The sequence below is a fragment of the Paenibacillus solisilvae genome (assembly GCF_042656405.1).
Lineage (GTDB): Bacteria > Bacillota > Bacilli > Paenibacillales > Paenibacillaceae > Paenibacillus_Z > Paenibacillus_Z solisilvae.
This window is the reverse complement of sequence record NZ_JBHSOW010000030.1, coordinates 133,834-153,310: the sequence shown is the minus strand read 5'-3', so window position 1 is coordinate 153,310 and position 19,477 is coordinate 133,834. Positions and strand designations below refer to the sequence as shown.

The window sequence follows — 19,477 nt, the reverse complement described above, 5'->3', positions numbered from 1 at the left end:
ATCCCAAGTCCCATCCAGTCCAGGAAAGGAAGTGAGCCGCTATTGCCCGGCAAGGAAAACATCGTGATGAAGCTTCTGCATCTCCCGCGTACTCTGCTGCTGTTGGTAATTCCGGCTCTCCTTCTATCTGCCTGCGGGGACCGGTCCGAGCTTCCGGAGAGGGCCTTCGTGATGGGGGTTGGCATAGACGAATCCGAGAACGGCAAGGTTCTGTTGACTTTTCAAGTGTACAAGCCTTCGCAATCTGTAGCAGCGAAAGGCAAAGTCGGCAATCCGTACATCAATGTAAAAACAACGGATGATTCCGTCATGGAAGCAGTCCGGGATGTGACGATACATTTGGGCAGAAAAGCACAGTTCAGCCATATGCGGGTCATTCTAATCAGCGAGAAAATAGCCCGCAAAATTCAAATATCGAAGCTTCTGGATATGTTCTACCGGGATCATGAGCCAAGATTAACCAGCTCAGTCATTATCACCAAAGGAAGTGCATCGCAATTTTTTGACTATCATCCCTTTATCGAGAGCACGATCAGCCAGCAGTATTTCTTAAGCGAGAAATCCGCTGCCAGGTACAGCGCCAAATCCGAGGAAATAAATCTGCTGACTCTTGCGCTGCAGCTCCGCAGCCAAACCGGCATCGCGGTGCTTCCGTACTTGACGACTAGCCCGGTGGAAACAGGCAAAGAACCCAGCGTGGCGGGGCTTGCTGTCCTTAAGAACGGCTTAATGGTGGATAAGCTAACCAGTTACGAGAGCGAGGGGCTGCTCATGCTGACCAAGACCTATCACAGCGGCATCATTCAACTGCCATGTCCATCAGAGGGTAATGAAGAAGCTTCTATCCTTAAGGAATCTCTGGAGGTCGTACGCTTGAAAAGCGAGCGGGCAATCAAGCTTCAGGATGACCGCGTTACGGTAAATTACCGTGTTCATGCCTCAGTCGCTGCGATAGACCTTCCCTGTACAACAATGAATAACAGCGCGGAAGAATCCGCTTACGAGAAAAGAATCGCCCAAGAAGTGAAGAAGCAGATGAAAGCAGCTATTGCTCATTTACGCAAGGATAAAGCAGATCTTCTTGACATTGGGAATGATATCTACAAATATCATCCTGCAAAGTGGAGGAAGTGGAAGCCGGATTGGCCGGAGATGTTCCCCGAGATTGAATTTCACTTCGATGTGGAGGCTCTGATGATTACGCACGGTACCACTGCCGGCAAATCGCTTCTCGAAACAAAATCGGATTAATAAAGATGGTGATAACGGATGGTATTGCTTATTGTATTAATTGGATTAACGGCAATGATAACAAGCGATTATCTGATCGGAAAACGGGAAGGGCCTCGGCCAACCAGAGTGAAGCTCGTTTACGGCCTGCTGATTATCATGATTCTCTATCACACGGTCGTCAATCAGGAATGGCTCCACTGGGTCACTTACTATGATGCAGCGAACGCGGTGCTCAAGCCCCCATCAGACGCATTGATCAAATGGTTTAAGCCGAAAGGATGAGCGGAATGAAGATAACAATCACAGCGAATCAAGCCGCTCTATTTCTGTTTGTCTTCCTGACCAGCTCTTCCATCATTAACATTCCAAGCCCGCTGATCAGCTTTGCCGGAAATTCGGCGTGGCTCAGTCTCATTTTCTCTGCAATATGCGGTCTGCTGATTGCCTTTCCTGTTATCTGGCTCGCTCGCGTATTCCCGGGAAAAAGCTTCATTGAGTACAGCCGGGAGGTCGTTGGAACACCGATTACCTTCCTGCTCGGATTGCCTTTTCTCTTCTATCAGATTCATATGGCTGCTGCAATCGTCCTAGATATTGCGATGTTTATGAAGAGCTCCATGATGCGGGAAACGCCGGCCTTTTGGTTTATCTTCCTGACCTTCATGGTGGTTGCAGTATCGGTGCATTCCGGGATCGACAAAATAACAGGTCTGTTCCCGGTATTAATGGGCAATGTCCTGTTCTTCGTCTTTCTGATCATCATCATGTCCTATAAGAACTATCACCCTAGCAATATTTTCCCGATTATGCCCGATGGCGTGAAGCCTTTCCTTCATGGCGTCTACTTCTCGTTCGGATTCCCTTACGTTGAAATTGTGCTGTTCTCCATGGTTCTGCCTTACGTCCCCAGCCTCGGCAAGAAATTTGGGCGTAAGCTCTCAAGTGCGATTCTATGGAATGCCTTCTGCCTTGTTGCTGCAACAGTCGTAACGATTTTCGTCTTTGGTCCCATCGCCGGAGAGCGCAAATATTCATTGTTCGAGGTGGCCCGTACCGTCAACATCGCAGATGTATTCCAGCGTATCGAAGCTTTAATCGGTTATTCGCTTATCGTGGCATCCTTTATGAAGACAACGATTGTCCTGTTCACGGCCCATCAGACCTGCATTCATCTGATCGGACTCAAAGAAGACAAGATGCTGATCTATCCGCTTGCGATGCTGATGGCCATTATTTCTTGTACGGCGATTTTGAAGGGGGATGTGCAGTGGGGCTTCGAAGTCAGTGCGATTCATCCGATGTGGGGATTTACCTGTGCGGGTTTGCCGCTGCTCATCGTCTTCATCGTTGCCTTACTGCGTAAGAAAAAACCGGCCGCAGCCGCTTCGTAAGCGGTGAGACCGGTTGTAGATGGTTGGGTAAATTCTGCTGGAAGATCTATTTAATAACGCCCTTCTTGAGGATTAAGTTCGCGTATAAGGCGCCTTCTCCAGTAGAAATAATGGCGTAAGCCTGCTTCGCCCGCTCGTAGAAGCTGAATCTCTCCACTTCCTCAAACGGCTCTGCCAGACCTGCTCTATGTTCAATAATCTGTTTGTATTCCGCCCAAATCGGGGTCTTGGTATTGTCGCCTGGAACTACCTGCATGAGAGCAACCGGATATTCCACGTACTGATCCAGCGGAAACAGCTGAAGAATCGCATCCAGAAGCTCAGGAATCGGATGGCCGTCGCACCTGATTAACCGCTGAGCGTGACTGGCTGCAGGGAAGTTGCCGTCGGCTAATACGATTTCGTCACTATGCCCCATCTCCATCAGAATCTTAAGCAGTTCAGGAGAAATAATCTTAGGGATACCGTTTAACATCGGAAGGTCACTACTTTCACTTTGAAATGAAATTGGTATTATTTGAGCTTCCCGAAAGCGATATAAGCTTGATTCCATGATTCCGTTTCTTCCGGCTCATAGCTCATAACGGGAAATGAAGCCGCTGAGAGCTTGCGCGCTGATAATAGACCATCGCAATGCCCCCTCGATACGAGCTGCATGAGCATATTACCAATTGCGCTCGCTTCGACGGGGCCGGCCCAAACCGGACGCCCTAGAGCTCCAGCGGTTAGCCTGCAAAGCAGTTTATTCTGAATGCCGCCTCCAACCATATGCAATCCGCTGAAGACATTCCCCGTCAGTTTCTCTGCTTGCTCCAGCGCCTCGCGATAACGCAGCGCCAAGCTCTCTAATATGCATCTGGCGATTTGCCCTTTGGTCTTTGGAACAGGCTGATCCGTCTCCTGACAGAAACTCCGTATTTTCTCCACCATGCCCGAAGGTGAATAAAACCTGGGATCATCGGGCTGGATCAAGCTGCGGAAAGGCTCGGCATTCTCGGCTAATTGCGCAAGCTCTTCATAAGAAATGACAGTGCCCTGCTCATCCCACTCCCGCTTGCACTCTTGTAAAATCCACAGTCCCATAATGTTTTTGAGGAGCTGATAGGTGCCGCCGACGCCGCCCTCATTAGAAAACTCCAGCGACAGCGTCTCTGGTGTAAGAAGCGGCTCTTTCAGCTCGGTCCCCAGCAAGGACCATGTCCCGCATACCAGGTAGGCGAAACGTTCATCACCTGCCGGAACGGCTGTAATAGCAGATTCCGTATCATGCGTCCCTACCGCAACCACTTGGATGGGCGGGACTTCCAGCTCCCTGCAGACAACATCAGAGAGCGGTCCGATAGCTGTTCCGGGTGCCACCGGCTCCAGGAAGAGCCGTGAAGGAATGCCAAGGCGATCCATCAAACCCGTATTCCAAGCCTGCTTGCGCGGATCAAACAGCTGGGTCGTCGTTGCCATCGTAAATTCGCAATTGCGTTTCCCGGTAAGGAAGTAAGCGAGCAGATCCGGCGTTAACAGCAGCGTCTGTGCCATATCAAGCTTGGGTGATGAGGCTTTCTTCATCGCATACAGCTGATAAATCGTGTTAAAGGGCATAAACTGTAAGCCGCCCTGCTGGAATAAAACATCCCTGCCAATCATTCCGTCTACTTCTTCAATCAGCCCTTCTGTCTGCGCATCCCGGTAATGATAGGGGCTGCCGAGAAGCTCTCCGTTTCGATCAAGCAGCCCAAAATCAACACCCCAAGTATCGATGCCCAGCGTCTGCGGCTTATAGCCTTCTTGAAATGCGATCCGAATGCCTGTTTTTATCTCATGCAGCAGACGCAGTATATCCCAGTGCAGGTGGTTGCCGACCTGGATGGGCTGATTGGGAAATCGATGAATTTCCTTTAACTGAAGCTTCGGCTTTGCATCGTCATCGGATTGAATGAACTCGCCGATCAATGCCCGTCCGCTGCTCGCTCCAAGGTCAAAGGCCAGCACCGTAGACAGCAAACTCATTTTGCCACCTCCCTATTGACAGAACGTTATTTCATCTTCTGCAGCAGCTGGATCCGATAGGCTTCGCTCTCCAGTGAAGCAATCTCCTCATATTCTTCATCAGTAAGCGCCTTTGGCTTCTTAATCGCGGTTGCAATGAGGAAGATCTTCGCGCTCTCCTCTACGACCTCCGTGCGGTAATAAGCTTCCCGAAGATTACGGCCTGTCGTCACTAAACCATGATTGCCAAGGAGAATAGAGCTGGCAGAATTCACTTTCTCAAGTAACGCGTCGGCCAGTTTATCCGTCGTCGGCAGCACATAGGGGATATAGGCCGTCTTACCGACCAGCGCAGCTTGATCCGGGAACATGACCGGCAGCTCCTGCTCCACAAGCGTAAACGCGATACAATAAGGCGGATGCGTATGAACAATGGCACCGATATTCGGATTCGCCCGATAAGCGTATAAGTGCATCAAGACCTCCGAGGAAGGGCGCAGCCCGTTATCCGTGATGGCCCCTGACTCGATATCCACCTCGACCCACTGCTCAGGCTCGATTTCATCCAGCGCAAAGCCGCTTGGGGACAGGTACATTTTTCCTTCAAACTTGGCACTGATATTGCCGCCGGGCCCTACTACCAATTTATTCGCAACTGTTTTGTTCGCATACCTGCAAAGCTCCATACGAATATCTAAGCTGGACATTAGGAGTCCTCCTAAAAGTTTCTTTGCCCGCTTCCTGAAGTGAGCTTCCTGCAAGCAAAAAGCCCACTTCGGAAGCTAAGCTGGCGTTTATTTGCATACTTCTAAATAAGCTTCCCGCAAGCCGCAAAACCCACTTCGGAAGCATAAGCTGCGTTATTTATATAAAGGTCCAAAGTTCTGGCATGCCCGATAGTCCGAGCTTTCAGGGTTACTGGTACCGAACAGGCCCCATGCACGAGGACGGAAAACATTTTCCTGCGGCACATTGTGCATGCTGACCGGAATCCGAAGCATGGATGCCAGTGTAATCAGATCCGCACCGATGTGGCCATAGCTGATTGAGCCGTGATTCGCACCCCAATTATCCATCACCTCGTACACGGAATGGAATGCGCCTTCTCCGGTAATAATCGGGGCAAACCAGGTCGTCGGCCACGTGGAATCGGTCCGTTTATCAAGCGTTTCATGAACATGCTCCGGAAGATCAACCGAATAGCCTTCCGCAATTTGAAGCACTGGACCGATCCCCTTCACAAGATTAATGCGGGACATCGTCATCGGCATACCGCCGCGAGTTAAGTAATCGGAGGAATAGCCGCCGCCGCGGAAATACTCAACTGAAGCAGGCCGCCAGGAAGTCGCATCCAAGCACTGCTGTGCTTCTGTCTCGCTGATTTCCCAGAATGGTTTCATTGCCGGTTTGCCGCCTTGGGACTGTTCGCCTGTTCCATCCAGAGTTGCCGGACCCGAGTTAATGAGATGCAGAAGCCCGTTTGCAGCAGCGCCTTCCAGCTTATGCCCCGTTACCCGTTCAACCGATTCCGGGCTCCAGTAGGTCCTAACATCAGCAAAAATCTGTGCCGTATTCGTCAGGAGATATCCAAATAACATAACCGTGCCGTTCAGGCTGTCATTCTCGGTGGCAACCATGTAAGGCGCACGAATGCCGTTCCAGTCAAACGACGAATTAAGAATCGCCTCCAGAAAGTCTCCGTTTGGAAAGTGATCCGTCCATTGGCGCTGCCCCTGGAAACCGGAAACGATTGCGTTATGCCCCATTGCCTCTTCCCCGAAGCCGAGCTCTTCAAGGCGGGAATTCCCGACCATAAGATCACGTGCGATTTGGGTCATTTTTACAACGGTTTCCCAGTCTTTATCCTTTTGTTCACGTGAGGTTTGAATGCTCTCCGGATTATTATCAGGGCCTTCTTTACAGTTCTCCTTCACCCAAGTAAGCGCTTTCTCGAATTCCGCACTATCATAGATCCCTTCATCCATCCGCCGGACGAATTCGGACATATCCACATACTCTGTTCTCATGCCGAGGTACTCTTGGAAGAATTGGTCATTCACGATTGAACCCGCGATTCCCATCGATACCGAGCCCATGGACAGATAAGACTTTCCACGCATATAAGCTACAGCTAAACCCGCTTTGGCAAAACCGATCAGCTTGCCTCGTACATCATCCGGAATCGAAGTATCTCCCGCATCTTGAACATGATTGCCATATATACCGAAGGCCGGAAGGCCCTTCTGGGCATAACCGGACAGAACCGCAGCCAAATAAACAGCGCCCGGACGTTCAGTTCCATTGAACCCCCACACGGCTTTGGGGATGGAAGCATCCATGTCCATCGTTTCTGTTCCATAACACCAGCATGGAGTGACAGTAAGCGATACGCCTACGCCCTCGCGCAGAAATTTATCCGCACAGGCTGCAGATTCTGCAACACCGCCGATACAAGTATCCGCGATTACGCATTCGACCGGTTCTCCATTCGGGTACCGCAAATGTTCTGCGAACAGCTTGGCTACTGATTTTGCCATTTCCATCGTTTGTTCTTCCAAGGATTCACGGACACCCTTGCGTCTGCCGTCAATGGTTGGACGGATACCGATTTTTGGAAATTTCCCTTGAAAGCGATACGATGTATCAGTCATGATATTGCCTCCTCAATAATAGATATAATGTTACCGATAACCCTAAAATAACAGTGAAAGAACTTGCTGTCAATGACTTTCTTCTGTAATATAAAAGGATGATTTGTCGATAAGGAGCAAGGCTGATGGTTACAATCTACGATATCGCGGAAAAGGCAAATGTCTCTGCTATGACTGTTTCTAGAGTTATCAATAACACGGGGAAAATCAGTGATAAAACGCGTGCAAAGGTGAGGAAAGTGATGGAAGAACTTCATTACGTTCCGAATCATACCGCACGAAGCCTCGTGCTGCAGCAAACCCATATCCTGTTTCTGCTCATTACGGATATTACAAATCCGTTCTATACAACGCTTGCTCGCGGAGCCGAGGATGCCGCCAAGAAAAGCGGCTACCGGCTGCTGTTCGGCAATAGTGATGAAAGCCTGGAGAAGGAAGCCGATTATATGTCGACGATACTATCCTCCCGGGTAGATGGGGTGCTGATTGCTCCTGCCGGCGACCCCTCGCTTCCACATTTGAAATCCCTGCAGCAGCACAAGGTTCCTTTTGTCCTGCTTGACCGTGAGGTGCCGGGTATCGAATGCGATATCGTGCTCGGTGACAGCAAAGAAGGTGCGCGCGGATTAGTCGAATATCTGCTTAAGCAGGGTCATCGCCGAATTGCCATGATTAACGGCTCATCCTCCATCTCCAGCGCGCGCCTTAGGCTGCAGGGATATCAGGAGGCGCTTAAACTGAATGATATCGGATACGAGGAAACTTTAGTGCTGGAAACCAGCTTCGGCCCTCTAAACGATCTGATCGAAATTGAACAATGGCTGGATCAAATGGAGCCTGCTCCAACGGCCATTATCGCTGGCAATAACATGCTGGCTGTAGAAGTCATCCGCCTGCTTCGCAAACGGGGCTTGCGTATTCCTGAGGATCGTTCAATCGTATGCATCGATGATTTTGGGCCCTATTCGCAGATGGATCCGTTCATGACTGTTGCCGCCCAGCAGGCTTACCAATTCGGCTATCTCGGCATGCAAATGCTCATCGAGCGGATTAAAGAGCGGGAAAGTCCGCAGCCTTGGAAGAAAATCGTTCTGCCGGCGGAGCTGATCATCCGGCGCTCAGTTCTGCCCCTAAAGCAAAACCGCTGACCTAAGGAATTCGACCTTCGTTTGGTAATCGTGCCTGATGAAGTAGAACGATGCCTCCCCCTCTTAATACGAATCCCTGATACCGTCCGTTTTGCCGATAGGCTTCTCCAATCTAACAAAAGAGACTGCGGGTGCTAACCTCGTTTACACTTGATTGAATGATTCGCCTGCGTATTCGACATTCGCGGCTTTACTTTCTGAACCGCGGCTCGCAGCTCCCGGCGCGTGCTGGGGGCAATTCGTGTTGACAGTCATCCACACGGGTGATGGATATCTATACGTGTTGACAGTCATCCACACGGGCGATGGATATCTATACTGGATTTATACATCTATTTCGGGCTTTAGATGTTCAAAATAGCGCTATACTGGAGATTTCCAGTTATAAATGCCTAATTGAGCTCCAAGAGGATCATTTGGGACGATTTAACTGTATGGATTGCAGTATAGAGGCATCCACGATCGGATGGCACTCCTTTTAACTGTACCAATTCCAGTATAGGCCAAGGTTCAACAAGTATCTTGTGCCAGGAAAGTGATATGGGGTTGACCGCCGTCCTGCAGCGCCACACCTCATGCCGGGGGCTGCCCGCGGTGTGAGCACAATGACAATCAGTGCTGTCCCAAAGGGCCATAAGGAAGGCTTAAGGGCAGCCCCATCCTTATTTTGAAATTTGTAAAAACAAAGAAACCATCCCGTTGTGGAAGGGAGATAACACCACCCAGCTGCGAAAGGAACGGTTTCTATGTACATTCCATATACCATGACCAGCCAAGATTCAATTACATATGCTGCGGCGTAGGTAATCCGAGTATTTCCAATCCCTCATGGAGAACGGCTTGAAACCGCTCCGTCAGCCAAAGACGGAATTTCCTCTTACCGCCCTCAGCCTTCAAAATCGGACAGGCCGCATAGAAATGATTGAATAAATTGGTCAGCTCATGCACATAGGTGCACAGATGGTTCGGGGACAGCTCATTCACCGCATTCTCCAGCGTTTCAGGCCAATAAGCGAGCTGTCTCAGCAAGCTGTATTCTTGCATTTCCAGATTATCCATTGGTATGGCTTCATTCTCATCAAGTCCTGGTGCTTGCTTCGCTCTGCGAAGAATACTGCAGGAGCGCGCATACGTGTACAACAAGTATACTCCAGTATTGCCGGATACCTCGGTAGCCTGCTCCAAATCGAACACAACTTCCGTCTGGAGATGGAATCTTAACAGATAATAACGAATGGATGCTGCAGCGATCGTCCGGCTCGAAAGCCCTGCACGACGGGAGCGCTTGGCTGTGATGATCTGTTCCATGCGATTGAGGAAATCGTCCGCTTTGATCCCGATCCCCTGTCTGCCCGACATGGCGTAGGAATGCTTCTGATCGGAGGTATCCACACCAAGCCCGGCAGCAGTAGCGGGACTCAGGGAGACAACACCGTAGCTGACATGTCTCAGCTGCCTCGCCTGCTGCTCGAATCCGAGCGCGGACAGAGCTTGCTTCACCATCATCTGCGGGTATTCTTGTCGATGATCAATCACATTAACAACCATATCCGCTCGGCCGATTCTTTTCTTGATACCCTGCGAGTCGGTGGACCATAGACGATCGGCGAATTTTTTGTATCGAAAATCTTGTCCCAGGACGCCAAACTTCCATAAATGATAAGCGATATCTTTTGCCGTATAGGTCAAAATGCCATTCGAGCGCACCAACACCTTGTCCGCGTTAAAGTCTTCATGATTCCCTGTCTCTGCTTCGCCGCCTTCCTGCTTCAGCACCCAGCAGCCGGCAAGCTTGCCCTCTGTCTCCTGCTGAAAAACCGGCGTTGTGCGCAGCAATTCAAAGGTTTTGCTCCAGAAGCCCTCTCGAACGATGCTGCTCTCCCATACTAGAACATCATAATGAATACCGAACTGCTTCATCTCCTCCAAATGCTCGCGAACGATACGCTCCGCAACCAGCAGCCCCATCCAGGCCGTATTCGAATTCCCCTTCTCCAGTTCATGAAGAACGCGTACACGTTCCTCGAGCAGACCCGGATTTTCCTTATAGGCCTTATTAATTTTTGAATAAATGTCCCAGCAGAAATCGCCGAAACGATCGAAAGGCAGCTCTGAAATCATCTGTTCAATGCCGACAAGCGTGTCTGCCAATTGATTGCCCAAATCATCGATGTAATTGTGAACCTCCACCTGATGACCCGACTTCTTGAGCAATCTGGCCAGCGTATCGCCAATGCATGAATTACGCAGATGGCCGATGTGGGCTGACTTATTCGGATTGATTGAAGTATGTTCAATGACAACTTTGGATGACACAGCCTTATTTGCTTTGCTAGTATGCGGAACCTGTTGACCGGCGGCCCAATAGGCCCAGTCCAGATAGAGATTAATGAACCCCGGCGGAGCAACCTCGATCTTGCTGAATCCTAAACGGATTGAATCATGCAGAAGCAGTTTAGCCTTGATTTCACCTGCTATAAACAGCGGCGGTTTCTTGAGAATTTTGGCCAGCTGCATCGCGACCGTAAGGCTGTATTCACCATGAGCCGGACTTACCGGGTGCTCGATAATGATTTGCAGTCCGGCAGGAGGCTCCTGGTTCGCATCTGTCATTAATTCCTCCACGGCTCCCTTGACTGCTGCAGCAAGTTCATCCTTCATCATGGCTTTCCTCTCCCTTTCGGTATAAATATAAAAAGCTCCCGTCTCTAAAATAAGAGACGAGAGCTTGAATTCCCGTGGTACCACTCTAAGTGTCAAGCCTGAATCAGGCCCGACCACTCGCATTGTTAACGGTCTACGACCGGATTTGCCTACTGGGTGCGAATCACTTAAGCAACCGTTCGGCAAACCATTTCCTGGGTCCGTTTCATCCTAGACATCCGTACCGGCTTCCACTAACCCGGCTCGCTGCGACTCTCTGTCATGGACTACTGTCCCATTCATTAATGTTGGAGATATGTTTCCAAAATTCATGGCTTAAACGTATTTATACAGGAAGAAATCGGAATTGTCAAACGATTCCCTCCCGCTGTCATTCACCTGCTTCAATTCCAATATCATCGAGCATAATTTTACCTGGTCCATCGCGGAATTGAAAGGTTATCTGCGACAGCTGCTCCGGATTAAATTGCGGATTCACTTCCCGGAACCGCTCGAGCGGCAGCTGATAGAATTGGAATACAGGCTCGGAAGGTTCCTTGTATTTGCCGTCTTTTATTTCCTTCTCCAGCCAAGGAAAAATGGTAAACGTCGTTTTTGGAAGCTCTATGGCTGTCATGAAGCTGTCAAGCGGGAGCATAGCAACAGCACCGTTACGGCTTTGCAATTCAATCGATATGGAAGGCGCGGGAACCTCATTTGAAAGTTTCAGATCCCTCTCCAGGTTCGTCATCGAGAATGCTAAATTTGCTGATTCGTCCGCTCTGAGCGTTTCATTCAAACTCTCAGGAAGCTTCATCGTGAACCGGCCTCCGTTTGCCTTCCATTCCAGCACGGCACCGCGCGTTCCCTTCCCATTATGATCCCGGTCCTCTGCCGTTTGCTCCGACCAGACCAAATCCTCAGCTTTTGCTGTCACGCCATTTCTATAAGTTTGCTTACTGTAATCATCATCAAATCTCGCAAGCTCCCGGAAGCTCCCGTCCTCATAACGGTTAATGTAGGTCGCATCAGGCAGCCATGCCGATCCTGTACGATAATCACGGAACAATTCTTTATATTCCTCACTGCCGTGCAAAGCGGATTCGAGAAATGCAGAGATATACACCTTCGCGATTTGCCGCTGATCATTCGCCGCAATCATATCCCTCCGGTTAAGCAGAAGGCCGCCCGGCAAACTGTCATCCATCGTTCCCCACGAGGTGTTGAACCGGCTGTGATTCGCCTCTCCGATGTAGAGCGAGGTTTTGAATGCTTCTGATCCCGGCGTAATCGTAGTCCGGATATATTGACGCTCACCATTAAACGTATCTACATCCCCGTCGCTTGCCCCTTGAAGGGTCATATAGCTCGTGTCCGTAAGCGATGCCGACCGCTTGTCTACGGCTTTATCCGTAGGAGCGATTCCGATAACCGCCCCGATCCGATAGGACTCAATCCCCTTTAGGGACTTATCATCCGAGAACCACTTGGAGCTGTCAGCCGCCATCGCGACAGCCTGACCGCCTCGGGAGTGCCCTATTAACGCTACATTCTTCATATCAACCTGACCGGAGAAAGGATTACCGCCTTGCTTGCTGAAAGTATCAATCTGCTGGAGATGCTTCAGCAGAATCCATGCCCTTACTTTCATATCTTGATTTGGGATGCTTGCCCATACCGAGTAATTCAGGAAATTCTCATCCACCGAAACCGCAATAAAACCGCGGCTGGCAAGCAGCTCGCCTAAATAACCGTAACCTTCGTCCGAGAATTGTTCCATGAGATGATTGCCGTGAACGATAAGCACAAGCGGGAATGGCCCCTCGCCCTCCGGCATCCACACCCGGCCGTTCAGCGGCAGCTCCGTTTGGTCGAAGCCCCAGAAGAAGCTTCTGAGCCAAGGCCATTTCTTAATATATGCAGATGCATTAACGGTACTTGAGACAAGATCTGTCCCTTTGCCGAATTCATCGCGGTGCCGGTCCTGTCCGCTGCTGTAAGTGAAAGAGCGGTACTGGAAAGACCCGGGAACACTCGGGTTAGCGCTCTGAAGCGCAGCTGTTCCATCCTCTTCAGCTTCATCTTGCACTGATGCGGTTACCGATGTACCGTTATTCTGTGGCGGCCAGAAGCTTAATGAGATGCAGCCTAATGTTACGGCAGTAATGACAGCGATTTTGGGCGAAGGATGTAATCTCGGGTTTGAAATTAATCCGATCATCAGACCGCCCAGAATACCACAGCCCGCTACTATAGCCGCCAATATAAGCGATTGCGGATAATCAATATCAGCACGTTCCAGTACATAATCCACGATATAACCGGTGAATAGAACCGCTCCTGCAAATAACCTTGGCACTGGTATATACAAGAGCGATAACAGGAATGCTATGATAACGGCAGCAATAGCCAAACCAACCGTACCTACGAGTGTCATTGCTAATATATCGAAAATAAGGCCTAGTCCAGTAGGCATACCAAGAATCGTTACAATGAGAACGATGGAATAGACCGTCCACACACCGGTAAGTGAAGTCCGCCAAAAAACAGTGTCATATTGAAAAGTCGCATTCATTCGATTCATCAGCCACTTGAAGATAGAGAAACGTTTGCGTACAGGCGGCTCATTGCCAAGTGGAAGTGACGGTTCGATTTGCAGCTGTAAGTCCACCTTTATCTCCGCCTCCTTGGGCGTTAGTCACCTGTCTGTGCAGTCGCAAGAATCAGTATATTGCCTATATTATATAGGGAACGGCGGCTTACTCCAACACAAAGTTGCTGGCGGCTCCGGTGAAAACCACCATTAATGGACATAGGCTTTCACCTGAATTTTATTAAATTGAACGGTAATATCCACAATTTCTGAACGGCTTCCGATTCGAACCGGCGGTCCCCATGTACCGTAACCGGATGAAACGATGGCATGCATCAACCCTTTACGTATATAGCCCCAATCCAGCTCAAATAATCGCCTTGTGATAAAGTGATTAGGCGCCATTTGACCCCGGTGAGTATGGCCCGATAACGAAATGTCGATGCCGCCTTCCGCTGCTTCATTCAGTGCCGATGGCTGATGATCCATCAGTATAAGCGGCAAGCTCTGATCAAGCTCCGCTACAAGCTCCTGCACGGATACCCTCCCCCTGCCTTTAGCGCCGCGGAACCGATTGGCTGATTTATCCTTGCGTCCAATAATATAGAAGCTTTCTGCCACTTTCACCGAATGATCCATCAGCACCGGAATGCCTGCCTCAGCCATAAGCTCGACGAATTCTTCGATTTTACCGCCGATATACTCATGATTTCCCAGCACGGCATAGGTCCCGTAAGTGGATTTCAACCCGGCAAGTATGCTTCCGTAATGATTTCGCTTGAACGGCTCTACGGAATCATCAATGACGTCTCCTGGCAGGAGCACGATATCCGGCTTCAACGCATTGATTTGTCCGACAAGCAGCTTAAGATGTCTTCGTCCAACCAACGTCCCCAGATGAATATCAGAGGCCACAGCGATCCGCAATTGCTCCAGATGACCGGCATGCTTAGCAACATCCAGCGTATAAGGCCGGACAACCGGTGTCCAAGCATTCCATGAACCTTTAATAAGAATGGCTGCGTAAACAAGTATTGCGGCAGCGCCCGCTCCTATAAAGGACTCATCCATCGACCATGCAAGAGCATCCCGAAGCCCCCATGCTGCCAAGTCTGCAAGCGGCAGCAGGATCACACTATAGAGAAGAATCGCGAACCAATAAGACCCGATCCATTTCAACCCTCTGGCAATGGGTCCCGGTATCCACTTTTCTAGCAATCTCGAAATGATATACGACAGCGCAATGAACCAAAAGCATATCCAGTAGATGACAGCTGGAATAGGGGGCAATACGGCTGATAGAAACTCGCGCGCATTCCATCCGATTAGAAACTGAAGGCCGAAGAAAATCAAGAAAAAGGCTGCAATAAGCGATATCGTTCGAACTACCCGCATACGATTACTCCTCTATCTGTGAAATGAAATAAAGTTACTAATCATATTATAGCTGTTTCTACCTGCACAAAACAAAAGCCTTCCGAGCGACTCGCTCAGAAGGCTTCCCTATGAATCTATTCGATGTTATTTCAGCAAATCGTGATCGACATAGCGCGCGCCATTCATTTCGCTTATCACATTGACCGCAACACGTGCACCGTCTCCAGCTGTAATAATCGTGTGTACACTCACTCCCGCAGCCGTGCCTGCAGCCCAAATGCCGTCGATATTCGTCCTGCCTGCCGCATCCACATCGAAGACCGTTTTGATCCGCGGCTCCGTTCCTGCTTTGGTCGTCAAGCCAACCTTCTCGGCCAGATCAACGAGGAGTCCTGTTGCCAGAATAACCGCCTTGGCCTCGATCTCACTGCCATCCTCGGTTATGATTTGGAAGCCGTCGTTTTTCTTTTGAATATCGGCTGCCTTGGCTTTCACCAGCTCAGCCCCGAACTTCTGGGCTTGCTTGATGCCTGTCTCCACCAAATCCGGGCCTTTGATTTCGGGTACGCCGTAATGGTTCTCAATCCATGCCTTTTTCGTAATGCTTTGATCGCTATCGATGAGTACTGTTTTCTTACCTGCCTTCGCCGTGAACAGCGCGGCACTTCCTCCTGCCGGACCAGCTCCAATAATGGCAATGTCAAACATCATCCGATACCTCCTCAAATTATGTACATAGATCTGTTTCCCTGTTAATTATACGCTTTCAAAACTATGGAAACAACCTGAGGAAGCACTAGATGCTTTGTCGAAACTGCCTTGGTGTCGCGGCAAACCTCTTCTTAAAGGTCCGCTCAAAATGAGGCAGCGTATTAAACCCGGATGCAAAGCTTACTTCCGTAATCGGCAGCTTCGTAGCCTTCAGCAGCGACTTGGCGAACTGAAGCCGCAATTCCTGAACGTAAAGCTGAAACGTCATTCCCGTTTGCTTATGGAAGCATTCGCTGAAATAGTTCGCTGACAGTCCGCAAAGCCGTGCTACCTCTTCAAGCGGAATACTATCCCGGAAGTGATGCTGAATATAGATAAGCGCCTTGCGGATGGGAGACTGGACCAGCTGCTCGCCGGATGCCGGTGTCTGGATCTGCTTGGGACGGCATGCGCGCGATAAATCGATTAATACACGCTCCAGGCAGCCCTGAACGATAAATTCGCTCCCTGCCTGCCAATCATGCGTCTCCCTCCATATCCGCTTAAATTCAGCTTCTATCTGCGTGAATTCATCCGTGTCAAAAATATGCGATTTCACGGATATGCGGTCGAACAGCAGCTCCATCAGAGGCTCCCGAATCAGCTGCTCTGTAAAAATCAAATCATACAGCTGGAGCGTTTCACCATCCGCGTCCATGATAATTTCGTGGAAATCGGCAGGTGTCATCAAAAATATCGAGCCCTTGGCAATCCGGGCAGGCACTCCGTTAAGCACATGGGTTGCGGATCCCGAAACTACAAACGAGATCTCATAAAATTCATGCCAATGCGTGGACACATCATCATTGATGGTTTGCATGAATAGTTGATAAGGAGACGAAGAGGGCATGTATTGGTCATTCATTAACCTCTCAGGGGTTTCGTGAACAGCCCATTTCATCCTTCATCGTCTCCTTTCGTTTACAACTTATTCTACGTTAACGAACGGACTTCCTGCGATATCTTTGCCGCGCGCCAGCCAAATTTTGAAGCCTGGATTTTTCTCCGGAATAACCTGTGCCTCCGTTGAAAAATAGCGCATCGTATAGCCGCAGCGGCGGTTCGGACTCTGATTTGCAGCAGCCCCATGAATAATCCGGGAGTCGTGGACCGAGCTTTCATTAGGCTCCAGTTCAAAATATACCGCTTTGGATTCATCTATATTCTTAATTTGCGTAGGAAAAATATTGTCATTCTCATTAACCGCTTCATAATCCGAAAATCCGTTGGCATGCGTGCCTGGAATGACGCGCATACAGCCGTTTTTCTTCGAGCTGCGGTCGATTGCAAGCCACACGGTAACAATTTTGTCGAAACGGCTCAGCCTGCCGTTCCAGTATGCGGAATCCTCATGCCAAGGCGTCTGTTTGCCAATAAGCGGCTCTTTGCAGATGAAATGACTTGACCACAGCCCGATATTCGGTCCGATAAGCGGCTCCACCAAATCCAATACTTCATCGCTCAGCAGAAATTTAAGCAGTCTTTCATCGCGAAAGTGCGGTGTATCCAGCTCGCTGTTCAACCTTCTGCCTACAAGCTCCCACTGTTCTTCGAAGATCTGGGAGAGCTCTGCAAATTTCTCCGGACTGAATAATGGTTTCTTATGGAGCAAATAACCGGTTTCCTGGAATGAGGTTACATTTTCTTGAGACAGTGTTTCGTTCAAGCTGCTTGACATGAGCTATTCCCCCTTGGTTCAAGGTCGTAATCGATTGACTCCCTTATTATCGCTCAATGCCTGGCAGCGTTCTTTCCTTCCTTACGGAAAAAGTATGCTTATTTTCGGATATTCGATCATTTAGTGATAGAATACAGGACCTGCCTCAACACCGCAAGGCCCTCCGACTTGACTGCCTTCAATCTCCGCTTCCGTCCCATCGGCCCTGAAGAGCGGTTTATAATGCTTACTGATGCTCGTCGCCGACTCATTCGCATAATGGCAGATGAATGCTCTGCGGAATTGATCCTTTGTTTTATTCCGGTATGAACCATGAATTAAGTTGCCATTGAAGAACAGGACATCCCCTTTATCCATGATGACGGGCATGATGGAGCTGTCTTTGGGCGGTTTCACGTAATGCGTGGTAAAGGATTCACTCAGATCCGCCTCTTCGGGGCAGGAGATCTCATGCTCATGCGTTTTCGGAACAATAAGCAGACCGCCATTGTCCTCATTCGCAGGATCGACTGCCGTCCAAGCTGCGATGCAGTTGCCCGGTTCGACGTTCAAATAAAAATTATCTTGATGAAGCGCCTGTCCGCGCGAGCCCGGCGGCTTGTAATAGAACATACTTTGAGCTGCCAGCGCCTCTTCCCCATATAAATCCGCCAGCACATTTAAGACGGGCTGATGAAGCATATATTTCATCGCTGTCTCATTAAAGCGGTGCGGATGCATGACGCGCGGGTAACGCCTCAGCGGATCGGACATATCCGCGTGCAGGTCCGGCTCAAAATATCCGGGGACTGGCTGCAGGCTGATTTCCTCAAAGGTCCCCTCGATTTCTTCCAGGTTCTCCGGCGTAAACAGCCCTTTAACGACCAAATAGCCGTCCTGGTCAAACTGCTGCTTTTGTTCCAAGGTAAGCGCTCGTAGATTCGTTGTCATTCCTCTTCCTCCATTCAGTGGATGTGTGCTGCTTGTTATCTTCATTGTAGGGAAATGATTGCGATTGCAGAAGTAACGATCATGCTAATAACTCATACAATCCTGCTGTTTCTGATAAATCGGGCTGGTGTAAAGGAGGCAAAAAAGCTAAGATAATCGCAGGGGTGAGCGCGAGATGGATAAACATAGTTACAATAAACCTGCCGCTTACGGAGAGTACGTCAACGGTATGATTATTGCCGGTCATTACCATGAAACGGACACCTATCTTACGAAACGCCCAAATGGCAGGAGCGACTGGCTTATTACGTACACGCTTGAAGGGGAAGGCCGCTTCATCACACCCGGAAGAGAAGATTACTGCTCGAAAGGCGACTTGACTTTGCTCCGCCACGGGACACCTCATCAATATGGAACGAGAAGCGGTCGCATATGGAACTTCGTTTGGGCACATTTCTCCTCCCGCATCGTCGAAACAAACCTGCTGCCTGATATGCCGCTGTTCATTCATGCGGTAGATAACGATTCCGCTCACCAGCGGATCTATCAAGCCTTTCGGCGCGTCATCTCCGACTCCATTGAGCGCAGCGCTTATTGGAGCGAACTTTGCGAGAACAACCTGCGTGAAATCCTGCTGCTCATCGCCCAGAGGGAGAGCAAACCCATCGATGCCCGAATCGAAGAGACGCAGCACCTGCTCTCCACCAATATGGCCGCAGTTTTCCGAATTGATGAATTAGCCAGGAAGGTTGGCTTGTCCCCCTCCAGGCTTTCTCATCTCTATAAGGAAACGATCGGGGTCTCGATTGTGGAGTCTTTGAATCAGATGCGCATCCGTCAAGCCGCTCTGATGCTTGAGCATACGAACCGCAATGCTTCAGAGGTTGCTCTTGACGTCGGCTTCCAGAACTACAATCACTTTGCCAATCAATTTCGCAAGCACTACGGCGTCTCGCCTCGGGCTTATCAATCCGGCCGCACAAGAAAAAACGACTGACGCAGCCATTTGGCGGCGATTCAGCTCTGTTTGCCTCCACACAGTGAGGAAGTAGCTAACAAAATCGAAAAAGAACCTTAGATATCCACGTTCGCAGTGGATA

16 protein-coding genes and 1 other annotated feature are annotated in these 19,477 nt (G+C 49.7%); of the genes, 5 read left to right on the top strand and 11 right to left on the bottom strand.

Translation table 11 applies throughout. From position 1 onward, the window contains the following. The first annotated feature begins 42 nt into the window (after positions 1-42). From ACFPYJ_RS08700 to ACFPYJ_RS08690, 3 genes are read left to right on the top strand one after another with little or no spacing between them, the layout of a single operon-like run. The gene (locus ACFPYJ_RS08700) at positions 43-1,251 is read left to right on the top strand and encodes a Ger(x)C family spore germination protein (RefSeq protein WP_379187704.1); all 1,209 of its coding nucleotides are present in this window, start codon (positions 43-45) and stop codon (positions 1,249-1,251) included. Between the two features lie 18 nt (positions 1,252-1,269). Then, entirely contained in the window at positions 1,270-1,515 is a 246-nt protein-coding gene (locus ACFPYJ_RS08695) for a hypothetical protein (RefSeq protein ID WP_379187703.1), read from the top strand. Positions 1,516-1,520: 5 nt separating this feature from the next. Then, a complete protein-coding gene (locus ACFPYJ_RS08690) occupies positions 1,521-2,624 on the top strand; it encodes a GerAB/ArcD/ProY family transporter (protein ID WP_379187702.1) in 1,104 nt (367 codons plus the stop codon). 46 nt (positions 2,625-2,670) lie between these two features. On the opposite strand, the gene ACFPYJ_RS08685 is transcribed toward ACFPYJ_RS08690, so the two are convergent. From ACFPYJ_RS08685 to ACFPYJ_RS08670, 4 genes are all read right to left on the bottom strand, one after another. Next, positions 2,671-3,099: an RbsD/FucU family protein gene (locus ACFPYJ_RS08685; RefSeq protein WP_379187701.1), complete on the bottom strand. Its 429-nt coding sequence runs from the start codon at positions 3,097-3,099 to the stop codon at positions 2,671-2,673. A 38-nt stretch (positions 3,100-3,137) separates the two neighbouring features. Then, on the bottom strand, positions 3,138-4,628 hold the full coding sequence (locus ACFPYJ_RS08680) for a rhamnulokinase (RefSeq protein ID WP_379187700.1): 1,491 nt from the start codon (positions 4,626-4,628) through the stop codon (positions 3,138-3,140). Positions 4,629-4,654: 26 nt separating this feature from the next. Further along, on the bottom strand, positions 4,655-5,314 hold the full coding sequence (locus tag ACFPYJ_RS08675) for a class II aldolase/adducin family protein (RefSeq protein ID WP_379187699.1): 660 nt from the start codon (positions 5,312-5,314) through the stop codon (positions 4,655-4,657). 153 nt (positions 5,315-5,467) lie between these two features. Beyond that, complete coding sequence (locus tag ACFPYJ_RS08670; protein WP_379187698.1) at positions 5,468-7,258, bottom strand: L-fucose isomerase; 1,791 nt, start codon at positions 7,256-7,258, stop codon at positions 5,468-5,470. Between the two features lie 125 nt (positions 7,259-7,383). Between ACFPYJ_RS08670 and ACFPYJ_RS08665 the strand changes: the two genes are divergently transcribed. Beyond that, the gene (locus ACFPYJ_RS08665) at positions 7,384-8,406 is read left to right on the top strand and encodes a LacI family DNA-binding transcriptional regulator (RefSeq protein ID WP_379187697.1); all 1,023 of its coding nucleotides are present in this window, start codon (positions 7,384-7,386) and stop codon (positions 8,404-8,406) included. A gap of 783 nt (positions 8,407-9,189) precedes the next feature. Here ACFPYJ_RS08665 and ACFPYJ_RS08660 read toward each other — a convergent pair. The 7 genes from ACFPYJ_RS08660 to ACFPYJ_RS08630 all read right to left on the bottom strand — a co-directional run bounded on the left by ACFPYJ_RS08660 (position 9,190) and on the right by ACFPYJ_RS08630 (position 18,377). Continuing rightward, a complete protein-coding gene (locus ACFPYJ_RS08660; protein ID WP_379187696.1) occupies positions 9,190-11,070 on the bottom strand; it encodes an arginine--tRNA ligase in 1,881 nt (626 codons plus the stop codon). Positions 11,071-11,119: 49 nt separating this feature from the next. Further along, positions 11,120-11,361 (bottom strand) — a binding site (T-box leader). A 79-nt stretch (positions 11,362-11,440) separates the two neighbouring features. Continuing rightward, a complete protein-coding gene (locus tag ACFPYJ_RS08655; RefSeq protein ID WP_379187695.1) occupies positions 11,441-13,720 on the bottom strand; it encodes a poly(ethylene terephthalate) hydrolase family protein in 2,280 nt (759 codons plus the stop codon). A gap of 132 nt (positions 13,721-13,852) precedes the next feature. After that, a complete protein-coding gene (locus ACFPYJ_RS08650; RefSeq protein ID WP_379187694.1) occupies positions 13,853-15,037 on the bottom strand; it encodes a metallophosphoesterase in 1,185 nt (394 codons plus the stop codon). 126 nt (positions 15,038-15,163) lie between these two features. Then, positions 15,164-15,727, bottom strand: coding sequence for an FAD-dependent oxidoreductase (locus ACFPYJ_RS08645; RefSeq protein ID WP_379187741.1), 564 nt, complete (start codon positions 15,725-15,727; stop codon positions 15,164-15,166). 88 nt (positions 15,728-15,815) lie between these two features. Next, complete coding sequence (locus tag ACFPYJ_RS08640) at positions 15,816-16,670, bottom strand: helix-turn-helix domain-containing protein (RefSeq protein ID WP_379187693.1); 855 nt, start codon at positions 16,668-16,670, stop codon at positions 15,816-15,818. A 27-nt stretch (positions 16,671-16,697) separates the two neighbouring features. Next, the gene (locus ACFPYJ_RS08635) at positions 16,698-17,447 is read right to left on the bottom strand and encodes a phytanoyl-CoA dioxygenase family protein (RefSeq protein WP_379187692.1); all 750 of its coding nucleotides are present in this window, start codon (positions 17,445-17,447) and stop codon (positions 16,698-16,700) included. A 120-nt stretch (positions 17,448-17,567) separates the two neighbouring features. Next, complete coding sequence (locus ACFPYJ_RS08630) at positions 17,568-18,377, bottom strand: phytanoyl-CoA dioxygenase family protein (protein WP_379187691.1); 810 nt, start codon at positions 18,375-18,377, stop codon at positions 17,568-17,570. A 175-nt stretch (positions 18,378-18,552) separates the two neighbouring features. Between ACFPYJ_RS08630 and ACFPYJ_RS08625 the strand changes: the two genes are divergently transcribed. Beyond that, the gene (locus tag ACFPYJ_RS08625; protein ID WP_379187690.1) at positions 18,553-19,374 is read left to right on the top strand and encodes a helix-turn-helix domain-containing protein; all 822 of its coding nucleotides are present in this window, start codon (positions 18,553-18,555) and stop codon (positions 19,372-19,374) included. Positions 19,375-19,477 lie beyond the last annotated feature (103 nt).

Bases quoted from the DNA above. Each gene is read 5' to 3' on its own strand.
- ACFPYJ_RS08625 (WP_379187690.1), top strand. From the start codon at position 18,553: ATGGATAAACATAGTTACAATAAACCTGCCGCTTACGGAGAGTACGTC.
- ACFPYJ_RS08670 (WP_379187698.1), bottom strand. From the start codon at position 7,258: ATGACTGATACATCGTATCGCTTTCAAGGGAAATTTCCAAAAATCGGT.
- ACFPYJ_RS08665 (WP_379187697.1), top strand. From the start codon at position 7,384: ATGGTTACAATCTACGATATCGCGGAAAAGGCAAATGTCTCTGCTATG.
- ACFPYJ_RS08645 (WP_379187741.1), bottom strand. From the start codon at position 15,727: ATGTTTGACATTGCCATTATTGGAGCTGGTCCGGCAGGAGGAAGTGCC.
- ACFPYJ_RS08640 (WP_379187693.1), bottom strand. From the start codon at position 16,670: ATGAAATGGGCTGTTCACGAAACCCCTGAGAGGTTAATGAATGACCAA.
- ACFPYJ_RS08675 (WP_379187699.1), bottom strand. From the start codon at position 5,314: ATGTCCAGCTTAGATATTCGTATGGAGCTTTGCAGGTATGCGAACAAA.
- ACFPYJ_RS08650 (WP_379187694.1), bottom strand. From the start codon at position 15,037: ATGCGGGTAGTTCGAACGATATCGCTTATTGCAGCCTTTTTCTTGATT.
- ACFPYJ_RS08680 (WP_379187700.1), bottom strand. From the start codon at position 4,628: ATGAGTTTGCTGTCTACGGTGCTGGCCTTTGACCTTGGAGCGAGCAGC.
- ACFPYJ_RS08695 (WP_379187703.1), top strand. From the start codon at position 1,270: ATGGTATTGCTTATTGTATTAATTGGATTAACGGCAATGATAACAAGC.
- ACFPYJ_RS08690 (WP_379187702.1), top strand. From the start codon at position 1,521: ATGAAGATAACAATCACAGCGAATCAAGCCGCTCTATTTCTGTTTGTC.
- ACFPYJ_RS08635 (WP_379187692.1), bottom strand. From the start codon at position 17,447: ATGTCAAGCAGCTTGAACGAAACACTGTCTCAAGAAAATGTAACCTCA.
- ACFPYJ_RS08685 (WP_379187701.1), bottom strand. From the start codon at position 3,099: ATGTTAAACGGTATCCCTAAGATTATTTCTCCTGAACTGCTTAAGATT.
- ACFPYJ_RS08630 (WP_379187691.1), bottom strand. From the start codon at position 18,377: ATGACAACGAATCTACGAGCGCTTACCTTGGAACAAAAGCAGCAGTTT.
- ACFPYJ_RS08660 (WP_379187696.1), bottom strand. From the start codon at position 11,070: ATGATGAAGGATGAACTTGCTGCAGCAGTCAAGGGAGCCGTGGAGGAA.